At 66.1% G+C, this 13440-nt stretch carries 12 protein-coding genes; 8 read left to right on the top strand and 4 right to left on the bottom strand.

Going from position 1 to position 13440, the window contains the following annotated elements:
• Positions 1-8: 8 nt before the first annotated feature.
• The 3 genes from ACXMDM_RS10145 to ACXMDM_RS10155 all read left to right on the top strand — a co-directional run bounded on the left by ACXMDM_RS10145 (position 9) and on the right by ACXMDM_RS10155 (position 2781).
• Positions 9-836 carry a DUF8668 family protein gene (locus ACXMDM_RS10145; protein ID WP_186437654.1) on the top strand — a complete coding sequence of 276 codons (828 nt, stop codon included), beginning with the start codon at positions 9-11 and terminating at the stop codon, positions 834-836.
• Positions 833-1849, top strand: coding sequence for a tryptophan--tRNA ligase (gene trpS, locus ACXMDM_RS10150; RefSeq protein ID WP_071801633.1), 1017 nt, complete (start codon positions 833-835; stop codon positions 1847-1849). Before ACXMDM_RS10145 ends, trpS begins: the two co-directional genes overlap by 4 nt.
• 407 nt (positions 1850-2256) lie before the next feature.
• Positions 2257-2781, top strand: coding sequence for a glycoside hydrolase family 24 protein (locus ACXMDM_RS10155; protein ID WP_311134030.1), 525 nt, complete (start codon positions 2257-2259; stop codon positions 2779-2781).
• Here the strand turns inward: ACXMDM_RS10155 and ACXMDM_RS10160 are convergent.
• Positions 2778-3239 carry a TM2 domain-containing protein gene (locus tag ACXMDM_RS10160; RefSeq protein WP_205526825.1) on the bottom strand — a complete coding sequence of 154 codons (462 nt, stop codon included), beginning with the start codon at positions 3237-3239 and terminating at the stop codon, positions 2778-2780. The genes ACXMDM_RS10155 and ACXMDM_RS10160 overlap by 4 nt on opposite strands.
• A 189-nt stretch (positions 3240-3428) precedes the next feature.
• Here ACXMDM_RS10160 and thrS point away from each other — a divergent pair, with 189 nt between their 5' ends.
• The 5 genes from thrS (at position 3429) to ACXMDM_RS10185 (ending at position 11060) form a co-directional block, all read left to right on the top strand.
• On the top strand, positions 3429-5147 hold the full coding sequence (thrS, locus tag ACXMDM_RS10165) for a threonine--tRNA ligase (RefSeq protein WP_233831372.1): 1719 nt from the start codon (positions 3429-3431) through the stop codon (positions 5145-5147).
• The gene (gene glk, locus ACXMDM_RS10170; protein ID WP_071801636.1) at positions 5144-6220 is read left to right on the top strand and encodes a glucokinase; all 1077 of its coding nucleotides are present in this window, start codon (positions 5144-5146) and stop codon (positions 6218-6220) included. The genes thrS and glk overlap by 4 nt, the downstream gene beginning before the upstream one ends.
• Positions 6221-6259: 39 nt before the next feature.
• Positions 6260-7213 (top strand): homoserine kinase, encoded by a 954-nt coding sequence (thrB, locus tag ACXMDM_RS10175; protein WP_071801637.1) that lies wholly within the window; start codon positions 6260-6262, stop codon positions 7211-7213.
• A gap of 66 nt (positions 7214-7279) precedes the next feature.
• A complete protein-coding gene (locus tag ACXMDM_RS10180) occupies positions 7280-8854 on the top strand; it encodes an NAD(P)H-quinone oxidoreductase subunit 4 (RefSeq protein ID WP_071801638.1) in 1575 nt (524 codons plus the stop codon).
• Between the two features lie 55 nt (positions 8855-8909).
• Complete coding sequence (locus tag ACXMDM_RS10185) at positions 8910-11060, top strand: M3 family metallopeptidase (RefSeq protein WP_259722717.1); 2151 nt, start codon at positions 8910-8912, stop codon at positions 11058-11060.
• Between the two features lie 19 nt (positions 11061-11079).
• Here the strand turns inward: ACXMDM_RS10185 and ACXMDM_RS10190 are convergent, their stop codons facing one another.
• The 3 genes from ACXMDM_RS10190 to ACXMDM_RS10200 are packed head-to-tail and all read right to left on the bottom strand — an operon-like array spanning position 11080 to position 13390.
• Positions 11080-11691, bottom strand: a complete 612-nt coding sequence (locus ACXMDM_RS10190) for an esterase/lipase family protein (RefSeq protein WP_259722718.1) — start codon at positions 11689-11691, stop codon at positions 11080-11082.
• 14 nt (positions 11692-11705) lie between these two features.
• Complete coding sequence (locus ACXMDM_RS10195) at positions 11706-12059, bottom strand: dihydroneopterin aldolase (RefSeq protein ID WP_259722719.1); 354 nt, start codon at positions 12057-12059, stop codon at positions 11706-11708.
• A gap of 35 nt (positions 12060-12094) precedes the next feature.
• On the bottom strand, positions 12095-13390 hold the full coding sequence (locus ACXMDM_RS10200) for a glutamate-5-semialdehyde dehydrogenase (protein WP_499569542.1): 1296 nt from the start codon (positions 13388-13390) through the stop codon (positions 12095-12097).
• Positions 13391-13440 lie beyond the last annotated feature (50 nt).

Here is a 13440-nt window from a genome sequence, read left to right on the forward strand (position 1 = left end):
CTCCGGCAATGGCCGATCAAAACAGCACGGATCAGGGCAACACGGATCAGAGCAACAGCAGTCAGAACGACACAGCCATTTCTCAGGCTTCGCAGGAGCAGTCCGGGACGCCCGAGACCGAGGTCATTGCTGAGCCTCTGGGAACGCCAGAACCTCAGGCGGCAGCTGAGGCTCTGGCTTCCGGGGAGCCGGCTCGTAAGGAGCCTCGCGAAGGGCGCCGTGAGCGGGTCCGCGGTCAGGGTGGCGGCAGGGACGGCAATCGAGAGGGTGGCCGCGATGGCAACAGGGAGACCGGTGGCTACCGGATCCGCCTGAGTGACAACGAACAACGGGCTGCCCAGCTGATCCAAGAGACATTCCAGCTGCGCACCCCTGTGGCGGCCCTTGGTTTCTCGATCCGCACCGTGGCCCAATTGCTGGAGCTGGGCAAGCTCGATGAGCTGCTCGCCCAGCACCGGGCCCAAGCTGGCGACCGTCCGGAACCGTCCCGGGAAGCCAGCAGTGTGCGGCGCCTGGAGGGCCGCAGCGAGGGCCGCGGTGACGGCCGTCGTGAAGGGCGCGGTGAAGGACGTGGAGAAGGGCGCGGGATCGTTCGCTCTGGCGAGCGGAACCCCAGCCGCTCCGATCCGTTTGCCCGACCCAGCCGGCCCCAACCGGCCCCGCCAGCCCCGGTCGACGACACGCCGTTGGTGGAGGTGGCGCCCCTGCTCGATCCCTCCCTGCACCAAGTAGGTGGCAACGAGCCCGATCCAGCAACGGAAGGCCCCTTGCCGGTGACGATTGAACCGTCGCTCGAACCTGCCGCTGATCCCGACAGCGGCGACACCCAACCGTGAGTGATCGCCCCAGGGTTCTCTCCGGGGTTCAACCCAGCGGCGCCTTGCATCTGGGCAACTGGCTGGGGGCCATCCGCAACTGGGTGGCCCTGCAGGAGAGCCACGAGCCGTTTTTTTGTGTGGTTGATCTCCACGCCATCACGGTCCCCCACGATCCAGCCGAGCTGGCGGAGTCGACGTTGCGCACCGCAGCTCTCTACCTGGCCTGTGGAATCGATCCGCAGCGCTCCACCGTCTTCGTTCAAAGCCAGGTGGCTGCCCACGCCGAGCTCACCTGGTTGCTCAACTGCCTGACGCCGTTGAACTGGCTGGAGCGGATGATCCAGTTCAAGGAGAAGGCCATCAAGCAGGGCGACAGCGTCTCGGTGGGGCTGCTCGATTACCCGGTGCTGATGGCCGCCGACATCCTTCTCTATGACGCTGACCTAGTGCCGGTGGGGGAAGACCAGAAACAGCACCTGGAGCTGGCCCGCAACATCGCCCAGCAGCGCGTGAACGCCCGCTTTGCGCCAGCCGATCAGCCCTTGCTGAAGGTGCCAGAGCCGATGATCCTCGCCGAGGGTGCCCGGGTGATGAGCCTCGGCGATGGACGCAGCAAAATGAGCAAGAGCGACCCCAATGAGGGCTCCCGCCTCAACCTGCTCGATCCACCGGAACTGATCACCAAGAAGATCAAGCGGGCCAAGACCGACCCGGCCATGGGGCTGGAGTTCGGCAATCCTGAGCGCCCTGAGGCTGACAATCTGCTTGGGCTCTATGCCTTGCTCAGCAACCGCAGCCGCGAGCAGGCGGCGCTGGAGTGCGAGGCCATGGGCTGGGGCCAGTTCAAACCCCTGCTGGCCGAAGCGGCGGTCGAAGCCCTGCGGCCTTTACAAGAACGCTATGGCGCGATCCGCGCCGATCCCAGCGCTCTTGAGGCGGTCTTACGCGATGGGCGGGAGCGCGCCTCGGCGGTGGCTGGGGCGACGCTGGAGCGGGTGCGCAAGGCGCTGGGTTTTCTGGCAGCGCGCTGAAGCGGCTGGCTCTGGAGCGATGAATTCCGTCCAACAGCCTGGCAGGTGTCCCGCTCAGAGACTGATCCACCCCAGCTTTTTGATCAGTTGATCTGATCGTTTCCTGTGGCAGCCCGGCAGCGGAAGCCTCTGTAGCTAGCCAATTTACCGGATCAGCATTTCTACGCACCCTTGTCAAGGGCGGTCGGCCAGCTCTTGCCAGGGATCCGTAGCGAAAAGCACAATCTCATGGCAGTTCTTAATCAATACAGCCGATGCGTTTCAGGCTTGAGCGGCCAGCACCCCTCCTTCCCCTGACCCAGGTGGGTCTGCTGATGGGGTTTCCTTTGCTCTGCCTGGCCGCGACATCCGCGAGGACGACTGCCATGGCTCCGCCGCCGGATCCAATCCCAGCAAGAGCTCCCGCCGTGACCTCCCCGGTGGATGCAGTTGTCAAAGGACCGGGGCTTTACCGGATCACACCGGAGCGCCGGGCTGCGCTGGACACGATTCGCTATGCGGAGGGCACCTGGAACGGTGGCAGCGTTTCGGGCTACCTCACCCTCTACGGCGGTGGCCGCTTCCAGAGCATGGCCCGCCACCCCGATGTCGTTGTGGTCAGGCGCTACGCCAGCGCCGCTGCTGGCGCCTATCAATTTCTGCCTGCCACCTGGCGTGCGGCACAGAGCCGCCTTGGCCTGTCGGGGTTTGGACCTGCCAGCCAGGATCAGGCCGCCCTCGATTTGGTGGAGCGGCGCGGCGCCTTGGCAGCGATTGATCGTGGCGTGCTTTGCGATCGCACCCTCGACAAACTTTCGCGCGAATGGGCCTCCTTCCCGATGGTCAACGGAGCCAGCGCCTACGGGCAGCCGGCCAAAACCGCCTCAGCTCTGCGCCTTTTCCACCAGCGGATGCTGGAAACCAGGCGCCGTGATGCCGGCCTGGCGGCTTAGGGCTCGCGATACACCACCCGGCCCTGGGCGTCGTTGCCGACATCAAGTAGATGGGCATGCAGCAGCCGTTCGATTTCGCTGCGGACCGCTTCGCTGCTCTGATTGTTGCCGGTCTGGAGGTTCAAGATGGCGTCATTGATCGTGAACCCCTCCAGACGCCGTGAGCGGGCCAAAAGCAACAGTTGTTTCTCGAGGGATGGGTGCTCGCTTTCCTGCTTGCTCTGCAGAGCCTCAGCCAGGCGCAGCGGCATGTTGGCCTGCTCCACCATCGAGGGCAGAAGAAAAAGATCAACCAGCTGACCGATCCCGCACCAGCCCAGCGTGAACAACCACAGCGCTCCGCTGACGGGTTTGCGCAGATAAAAACGCTGTAACCCGCAGATTCCCAGCAGGGAGGCGGCCCAGAACAGATAGCCCAGGCCGATGGATCGGGATTCAGGCAGCCGTGATAAGGGCAAACTCGATTGAGGCAGTCGGGAGCCGGGGAAGCGGTGCCGGATCGGTTGCGACAATAGGATTCAAACCCCTTCAAGGCTTTGCTCGTGCCCGCACCGTCGCTGCCAGGCGCGCAGACCCAGCCGGCCTCTGCTCCGATCGACCTCCCCAAAACCAGCCAGAGCCCCCAGCTGCTGCGCATTCGCCACTCGATGAGCCACGTGCTGGCCCTGGCGGTGCAGACGCTCTTCCCTGAGGCGAAGGTCACGATCGGCCCTTGGACTGAAACCGGCTTCTACTACGACTTCGACCACCCCGAGCCCTTCACGGAGGCTGATCTCAAGGCGATCAAAAAGGAGATGGGCAAAATCATTGCCCGTCGACTGCCGCTGGAGCGGATCGAGCTGAGCCGGGGTGACGCTGAAGCGCGCATCAGGGCCCAGAACGAGCCGTACAAGCTCGAGATCCTCGCCGGCTTGGTTGAGCCGATCACCCTGTACACACTCGGCGAAGGCTGGTGGGATCTCTGCGCTGGTCCGCATGTGGCCAACACCGGCGAGTTGAACGGCAAAGCCTTCGACCTCGAGAGTGTGGCTGGCGCCTATTGGCGGGGCGATGAAAACAACGCCCAGTTGCAGCGGATCTACGGCACGGCCTGGGAAACACCTGAGCAATTGGCCGAATACCGGCGCCGTAAGCAGGAGGCCCTGCGCCGGGATCACCGTCGTCTCGGCATCGATCTGGATCTCTTTTCGATCGAAGATGAGGCCGGGGCTGGTTTGGTGTTCTGGCATCCCCGTGGCGCCCGCATCCGCCTGCTGATCGAGGAGTTCTGGCGCGAAGCCCACTTTGCGGCCGATTACGAGCTCCTCTACACCCCCCATGTGGCCGATCTCAGCCTCTGGCAAACCTCCGGCCATCTCGACTTCTACAGCGAGAGCATGTTCGGGCCGATGCAGGTGGATGAGCGCCAGTTCCAGCTCAAGCCGATGAACTGTCCGTTCCACGTGCTCACCTATGCCAGCCGGCTGCGCTCCTACCGCGAGTTGCCGATCCGCTGGGCTGAACTGGGCACTGTGTATCGTTACGAACGCCCCGGCGTGATGCACGGGCTGATGCGGGTGCGGGGCTTCACCCAGGACGACGCCCACATCTTCTGTCTGCCCGATCAGATTGGCGACGAGATCCTCGGCGTTCTCAACCTCACCGAGCAGATCCTCTCCACCTTCGATTTCAACACCTACGAGATCAACCTCTCCACCCGCCCAGAAAAATCAATTGGCGAGGACGGCGTCTGGGAGCTGGCCACCCGGGGCCTGATCGACGCGCTCGAGCGCAAGGGCTGGGCTTACACAGTGGATGAAGGTGGCGGCGCCTTCTACGGCCCCAAGATCGACATCAAGATCGAAGATGCCATCGGCCGTCTCTGGCAGTGTTCCACGATCCAGCTCGACTTCAACCTGCCCGAGCGTTTCGATCTGGAGTACGTGGCCGCCGACGGCAGTCGCCAACGTCCGATCATGATTCACCGCGCCATCTTTGGCTCGCTGGAGCGTTTCTTCGCGATCATGGTGGAGAACTACGCCGGTGACTTCCCGTTCTGGCTGGCACCTGAGCAGATCCGCTTGCTGCCTGTCAGCGATGGGGCGCTTGAGTTTGCAGCCGATCTGCAGAGCAAGCTGCGGGCCGCTGGCGTGCGCTCCAGCCTCGATCGCAGCGGCGAACGGCTCGGCAAGCTGATCCGCCAGGGCGAACAGCAGAAAATCCCCCTGCTCGCGGTGATCGGGGCCAAGGAAGCTGAAGGGGGGAGCGTGAGCCTGCGCAGCCGCCGCGACGGTGACCTCGGCACTGTGGCCGTTGCCGAATTGCTCAGCGCCGCCGCCGCCGCCAATCAGCAGCGCGCCGCCGGCCTCAACCTTCCCAGCCCATGACCCTGCTTCTCGCCGGCGACATCGGCGGCACCAAAACCCTTCTGGCCACCTACCGGCTCTCGGACGGGCAGCTGCTGCCGCTGCGCCAGGAGCGCTATCCCTCCCAGGCCTGGCCCGATTTCGCCGCCATGGTGGCCCACTTCCTTGCCGCTGATCCCCTGCAGACAGAAACGCCCAGCCATGGCTGTTTTGCCGTCGCCGGTCCGGTGATCGGCGGCCAGGTGAAGGTGACCAATCTTCCCTGGCAGCTGGATCAGCAGCAGTTGGCGGCTGCCTGCGGCCTGGACTGCTTGGAGCTTGTCAACGATTTCGCCGTGCTCGTGTATGGCCTGCCCCATCTAGCCGCCGATCAGCAGCAGGCCCTGCGGCCTTTGCCGGCTAAGGAGCCGCTGCTCAGTGCACCCGTGGCGGTGCTCGGTGCCGGCACTGGGCTGGGCACCGCGATCGGCGTGCCTGGGCCGTCCGGCCTGATCGCCATGGCCAGCGAGGCGGCGCACGCCGAATTCGCCCCTCGCCTGAGCGCCGAATGGCGGCTCAAGCAATGGCTTCAAGACGACCTTCGCCTCGATCGCCTCTCGGTGGAGCGGGTGGTGAGCGGCACCGGCCTCGGCCATCTGTTCCGCTGGATGCTGACGGAAGCCCCCAGCGCCGATTCCCATTCCCTGGCTGAGCCAGCCCTGGCCTGGGCGGCCGCTGAACGGGATGGCCGCCCCGATCGACCGGACCTGCCGGCTTTGGTGTCAGCGGCCGCCGCCGACGGCGATCCCATGGCCGCAGAAGCGCTCAGCCTCTGGCTGGGGGCCTATGGCAGCGTGGCCGGTGATCTGGCCCTGCACTGCCTTTGCCGGGGTGGCCTCTGGGTGGGTGGTGGCACCGCCGCCAAACTGTTGCATCGCCTGCGCTCGCCGGCCTTCCTGCAGCCGTTCAGCGCCAAAGGGCGCCTCTCGCCGGTGCTTGAAGCCATTCCACTGAGGGCCATCGTTGACCCGGGCGCCGGGCTGTTCAGCGCCGCCTGTCGGGCGCGAATGTTGGCGGGGGGGCACGACACGGCAAGCCCTTTATTCAACCCATGATCGGGCAAGTGGGACACTGTGGCCAGCAGTGCAGACAACATGGTGCGGCCGCGACTCGGCCAGGCAGTCGAGGTGAATGTTCCCGCCACCACGGCGAATCTCGGGCCGGGGTTTGATTGCCTTGGCGCTGCCTTGGCCCTGAACAATCGCTTCGTGTTGCGCTGCATCGAAGGAGATGGCGAGCGCTTCGATCTGCTGATCGATGGCAGTGAGGGCTCCCACCTGCGCGGGGGACCTGACAACCTCGTCTACCGTTCTGCCCAGCGGGTCTGGAAGGAGGCCGGCGAGGAGCCGGTGGCGCTGGAAGCGCGGGTGCGGCTGGCCGTGCCGCCGGCTCGGGGCCTGGGCAGCAGCGCCACGGCGATCGTGGCCGGCCTGATCGGCGCCAATGCCCTGGTGGGAGAGCCGTTGAGCAAGGAAAAGCTGCTGGAGCTGGCCATCGACATCGAGGGCCATCCCGACAACGTCGTGCCGTCGTTGCTGGGAGGGCTCTGCCTGACCGCCAAGGCAGCCTCCAATCGCTGGCGGGTGGTGCGCTGCGAATGGAATGAAGCCGTCAAGGTGGTGATCACCATCCCGGCGCTGCGTCTGCCCACCAGTGAGGCCCGGCGGGTGATGCCGCGCCACGTGGCGATCACGGACGCCGTCGTCAATCTCGGCTCGCTCACCTTGCTGCTGCAGGGGTTGCGCACCGGCAACGGCGATCTTATCGCCGATGGCATGCACGACCGGCTTCACGAGCCCTACCGCTGGGGTCTGATCCAAGGGGGACGGGCCGTGCATGCGGCGGCCCTGGCGAGTGGCGCCTGGGGGTGTGTGATCAGTGGAGCCGGCCCAAGTCTGATGGCCCTGAGCACCGCGGACAAGGCCGCTCAAGTTGGGCGCGCCATGGTGGAGGCCTGGGAGAAGGAAGGCGTCGCCTCACGGGCCGAAGTGCTCGAGCTTCAGCACCACGGCAGCCGCTGGCAGGCCATGGAAGATCGCCCTGAGTAGTTCTACCCAACTGATAAATTCGCCACCGCCGGGTCACCGGTGACACCGGATCCCTTGTTGGCTGCCATGGACGCCCCCCTGCTCCTTTCGGCCACAAGCCGGCTCACCACGGAGTTCCCCTGGCTCAGCCTGATCGCCCTGCTGCCGGCCGCCGGCGCCCTGCTGCTCCCCCTTTTGCCGGGTGATGGCACGGACCCTCGCGGCCCACGCACGGTGGCCTTGGTGGTGCTGCTGGCCGATCTGCTGCTGATGCTCTGGGTTTTCAGCCAGCGCTTCGATGGCGGCAGCAGCGCCCTGCAGCTGGTGGAGCGGGTGCCCTGGGTGCCGTTCCTGGGCCTGGAGTGGTCGTTGGCCGCCGATGGCCTCTCGGCGCCGCTGGTGGTGCTCAGTGGCCTGGTCACCCTGCTGGCGGTGGCGGCCAGCTGGAATGTGAACAGCAAGACCAACCTCTACTTCGGCCTGCTGCTGCTGCAGGCCTCGGCCCAGTCGCTGGTGTTCCTCTCCCAGGACTTTCTGCTCTTCTTCCTGGCCTGGGAACTGGAGCTGGTGCCGGTGTACTTGCTGATCGCGATCTGGGGCGGGGCCCAGCGCCAGTACGCCGCCACCAAGTTCATCCTCTACACCGCCACCGCCTCGCTGTTGATTCTGATCAGCGGCCTGGCCCTGGCCCTCGGCGGTGACAGCTTCACCTTGAATCTCGCTGAGCTGAGCAGCCGCTCCTACGGCGGCAGCTTTGGTCTGCTCTGTTACCTCGGTTTTCTGGTGGGTTTCGGCGTCAAGTTGCCGATCTTTCCGCTGCACACCTGGCTGCCCGATGCCCACGGTGAGGCCAGTGCGCCTGTGTCGATGTTGCTGGCCGGCGTGCTGCTGAAGATGGGCGGCTATGCCCTGCTGCGCTTCAACGTACAGATGCTGCCGGAGGTGCATCTGCGGCTCGCCCCGGCCCTGATCGTGCTCGGCATCGTCAACATCATTTATGGCGCCCTCAACGCCTTTGCCCAGGACAACGTCAAGCGACGGATCGCTTGCAGTTCGGTGAGTCACATGGGCTTCGTGTTGCTCGGCATCGGCGCGATCAACAGCCTCGGCATGAGCGGCGCGATGTTGCAGATGATCAGCCACGGGCTGATCGCCGCTTCGATGTTCTTCGTCACCGGCGTGTTCTACGAGCGCACCAAGACCCTCTCGATCCCGAACATGGGCGGCTTGGCCAAGGTGCTGCCGATCACCTTTGCCTTCTTCCTGGCCAGCTCGCTTGCCTCCCTGGCCCTGCCGGGCATGAGCGGTTTTGTCAGTGAGATCACGGTGTTCCTCGGTGTCACCAGTAACGAAGGCTTCACCACCAGCTTCCGCATCGTCACGGTGCTGCTGGCGGCGATCGGCCTGGTGCTCACACCGGTGTATTTGCTCTCGATGTGCCGGCGCGTGTTCTTTGGCCCGAGGATCCCGGCGTTGGCGGTGCTGGGCGACATGCGACCGCGCGAACTGGTGATCGGCCTGGTGTTGCTCGTGCCCACCCTGGCCATCGGCTTCTGGCCCCGCCTGGCGATCGACTTCTATGGCGCCAGCACCACGGCCCTGGCCCAGACCGTGGCCAACCAAAGCGTGATCGCCCTCAGCCGGCTTCCCGCCCTGGGTTGAGCCCACGCCGGCGTGGCGGATCGGCTGAAATGGGCTCAGAGCCATTGATCCGCTGATGAGCGCCAACGTGATTGCGTCCCCGCTGCAGTCCTCGCCCTTGATGGCAGGCTCCGGTCTGCCGGCCTTCGAAGCGATCACCGCCGAGCAGGTGAGCAGCCAGATTCCCCTGCTTCTTGATCAGCTCGGCTCAGCGCTCACAGCCCTGGAAGCCAACCTCAACACAGATCTGGAGCGGGCTGGGGCCAGCGGCGAGATCCTGGGCTGGGAGGCGGTGATGCAGCCCCTGCACCATCTCGGCGAGCAGCTGCGCTGGAGCTGGGGAGTGGTGAGCCATCTGGTGGGCGTGTGCAACAGCCCGGAGCTGCGTGAGGCCCACCAGAGCCAGCAGGCGGCCGTGGTGGCCTTCAGCAACCGGGCCGGCCAGAGCCAGGCGATTTACCGGGCCCTTGAAAAACTGCAGAGCCAGCACAAGCAAGCGGGGCCCGGTGAAGCCGGTGAGCTCGATGCCACCCAGCAACGGATTCTCAGCGCCGAGCTGCGCACGATGCGGCTGCGCGGTGTGGGCCTCAGCGACGGTGAGCAGACAGCCTTCAACAAGGCCAGTGAGGAACTCGCTCACCTCTCCAGTGATTTCGGCAACCACGTGCTTGATGCCACCAACCAGTGGACGTTGCGCCTGACCACAGCGGATGAGGTGGAGGGCCTGCCGTCCAGCGTGCTGGATCAGCTGGCCCAGGCGGCCGGATCCAGTGACCCGACGGTGGGGCCCTGGCTGTTGGGCCTCGACATGCCCCGCTACGGGCCGTTTCTGAAATACAGCCGTCGCCGTGACCTGCGGGCTCTGGCCTACAAGGCCCATGTGGGTCGGGCCTCCAGCGGCGAACGCGACAACCAGCCCCTGATCAGCCGCATCCTCACGCTCCGCGCTGAGCAGTCCCGCCGCCTTGGTTTCCCCCATTGGGCCGATCTCAGCCTCTCGAAGAAGATGGCCGGCTCGGTGGAGGCGGTGGAGGTCCTGCTTGAAGACCTGCGTGCGGCGGCCTTGCCGATCGCCGAGACCGAGCTGGCCGACCTTCAAGCCTGCGCGGACCGTCACGGCGCCCCGGAGGCTACCGATTCCCAGCCCTGGGATCTGCCGTTCTGGGCCGAGGTGTTACGCAAGGAGCGCTTCGATCTCGACAGCGAAGCCCTGCGGCCCTGGTTCCCGCTGCCCCGGGTGCTCGACGGCCTCTTCGCCCTCTGCGGCCGTCTGTTCGGTATCCAGATCGTGCCCGCCGACGGCGAAGCGCCGATCTGGCATCCGGATGTGCGCTTTTTTCGCGTGATCGATGCCGCCAGCGCAGCGCCGATCGCGGCCTTCTACCTCGACCCCTACAGCCGCCCGGGCAGCAAGCGGGGCGGTGCCTGGATGGACGACTGCCTGGGCCGTTCGCTCGATTCAGCTGGCACGCCGGTCTTGCCGGTGGCCTACCTGATCTGCAACCAGAGCCCACCGGTGGGCAGCACGCCCAGCCTGATGACCTTCGAGGAGGTGGAAACTCTCTTCCATGAATTCGGCCACGGGCTGCAGCACATGCTCACCACCGTGGAGCGGCCCGAGGCCGCCGGCATCAACCACGTGGAGTGGGATGCGGTGGAACTGCCCAGCCAGTTCATGGAGAACTGGTGCTACGACCGGGCCACCCTGCTGGGCATGGCCCGCCACTGGCAGACCGGCGATCCCTTGCCAGCCGACAGCTTCGCCAAGCTGCTGGCGGCCCGCACCTTCATGGCCGGAGCAGCCACCTTGCGTCAGGTGCACCTGGCCTTGGTGGACCTGCGGCTGCACAGCCTCTGGCAGCCGGAGGCTGGCGTCACACCGGCCCAGCTGCGTCGCCAGATCGCCACCACCACCACGGTGCTGCCGCTGATCGAGGAAGATGCCCTGCTCTGCTCCTTCGGGCACATCTTCGCGGGCGGTTATGCCGCCGGGTACTACTCCTACAAATGGGCCGAAGTGCTCAGCGCCGATGCATTCAGTGCCTTTGAGGAGGTGGGGCTGGAGAACGAGGCCGAAATCATCGCCACCGGTCGCCGCTTCCGCGACACGGTGCTGAGCCTTGGCGGCAGCCGCAGTCCCCAGGAGGTGTTCGAGCGTTTCCGCGGCCGCCCGCCCAGCCCCGAAGCCCTGATCCGCCACTCCGGCCTGGCGACTAGCGCGGTCTGAACCAATCAGCCCGAATGAATCAGTCTGAAAGCAGGGCCTGGCGTAACGCGGCCAGGCCGCGCTGATCGCTGAGGATGCCCTGGTGGGTCATCGGCGGCAGAGCCGTGCGGGGCCCCACAGGCAGCACCCCCCGCCAGCCCGGCACCACGATCTGGTCGGTAGGGGTATAGAAGCTGCGGCAGTCGACCGCTTCGAGGGCACGGAGATCGGCATTGAGCCTGTGCAGCAGCGGGCTGCCCAGTTTGAGTTCGGCGATTCCACCCAGCAGCCAGGATGGACAGATCTGGGCCAGGGGCGTGCCCTGCTGGGGGCTGGCCACACAGAAAAAGCGGCGGGTGCGCCTGTGCCCCCCCAGCTCCTGAATCCAGGTGCGGCCAATCACACCGCCCATGGAGAAACCCAGCAGGTCGATCGGCTCGGTAGGCCCGAAGGCCGCCTCGATCGCCTCGCCCAGGCGTTCAGCCAGAGGCCCCATCCGGGTGGCTCCGAGCCGGTGGTGCAGATAGGGAATCAGTAGCGGGTCGCGCTCACCGGCCAGGGCGTCACGCAGCCGGTTGAACAGGCGTGGCGTGTCCCAGAGGCCATGAACCAGCACCAGGGGCGGGTAGGCGGCCAGTGGAGTGGCAGGCATCGGATTGGCAGCCATCAGTGTGGATCAGGCCAATGGCGCCAGCGCTCCACGCTCACAAGCCCCCCAAAGCCCTGCACCGGCGCCTGGCATTTGCAGATCTCCACCCGCAGGGGCACCGGCCCGTAGAGCTGCTCCAGTCGGTCCATCACCAGCTCGGCGTAGTGCTCCAGCGTGAGGCAGCGCAGCTCACGGGCCTGCGCCTGCAGCGCCTGGATCCCCAGGGCGTAATCCAGGCTGAGGCTGAGATCGTCGCTGCGGCCGGCTGGTTGCAGGTCGTGCCAGAGGCTGAAAGCCAGCTCGAACCACTGACCCAGTTGCCGCTCTTCTTCCAGTACGCCCACATGGGCCCAGAGCCGCAGCCCGCGCATATGGATCGCATCCGTCCCCCAGGGGCTCCCAGCGTTCAAAGCGGCAGGGGGCGATGGCGGAACTGACGCAGCTTGCCAGCATCGGCGCCACTCTCGGCGCTGTAATCGGCGGCGATCTGGCCGTGGCCACGCAGCCGGTAGCGGTAGGTGATCAGGCCCTCCAGACCCACAGGGCCCCGCGGCGGCATGGTCTGGGTGCTGATGCCGAGCTCAGCGCCGAAGCCGTAGCGGAAGCCATCGGCGAAGCGGCTGGAGCAGTTGTGAAACACCCCGGCACTGTCCACTGTGCGCAGGAAGCACTCGGCGGTGTCGGTGTTGGTGGTACAGATCAGCTCGGTGTGCCGGGAGCCGTAGCGGGCGATGTGCGCCATCGCCTCCTCCAGGCTGGCCACCACCTTCACCGCCAGCACCAGCCCCGAATATTCCGTCGACCAATCGGCTGCGCTGGCGGCCTTGGCCACACCGAGGGCACAGGCGGCTGGATCGCCGCGCAGCTCCACGCCGGCGGCAGTGAAGGCCGGGATCGCCCGCTCCAGGAAGGCGGCAGCCACCTCCTGGTGAACCAGCAGGGTTTCGGTCGCATTGCAGGCTGCCGGGTACTGGGTCTTACTGTCGATCGCAATGCGCAGCGCCTGATCGAGGTTCACCTCACGATCCACGTATTGATGGCAGATCCCATCGGCATGGCCGAGCACGGGGATGCGGGTGTGGTCCTGGATGAACTGCACCAGGGCATTCGAGCCGCGCGGAATGATCAGATCCACCAGGCCGTCGAGCTTGAGCAATCCCAGGCTTTCCTGGCGCGAGGTGAGCAGGGCCAGGCTGCCTGGCGCCACAGCCGTGCCAGCCAGGCCCCTGCGGAGCGCCGCCGCAATCGCCTGGCAACTGCGGCTGGCCTCACGCCCTCCTTTAAGGATGGCGCCGTTGCCGGAGCGGATCGCCAGGGCGGCGATCTGGATCACCGCATCGGGCCGCGCCTCAAAGATCACCCCGACCACCCCCAGCGGCACGCTCACCCGCTCAAGGATCAGGCCTTCATCGAGTTCGGTGTGCAGCTGCCGGCAGCCGAGCGGATCGGCCAGGGCCGCCACCTGGCGCAGCCCGGCGATGGCGGCCGCGAGCTTGGTGGCATCGAGCTTGAGCCGCCCCAGCAACGCGGTGGCCAGCTGGTCGTGCGCGGCGGCCGCCAGATCAGCCCGGTTAGCCGCCACGATCGCCTCGCCATCTTCCTCCAGGGCGCCAGCCATGGCCTCAAGGGCCTGCTGCCGTTGGCTATCGCTTGTCTGGGCCAGGGCCATCGCCGCTGCGCGCACGGCACCGGCCCGTTGCAACAGATCGGCGCTCGGTTCGGGGACGGATCCTGGGACGGAATCGGGAATGG

This window comes from Synechococcus sp. CS-603 (assembly GCF_977929215.1).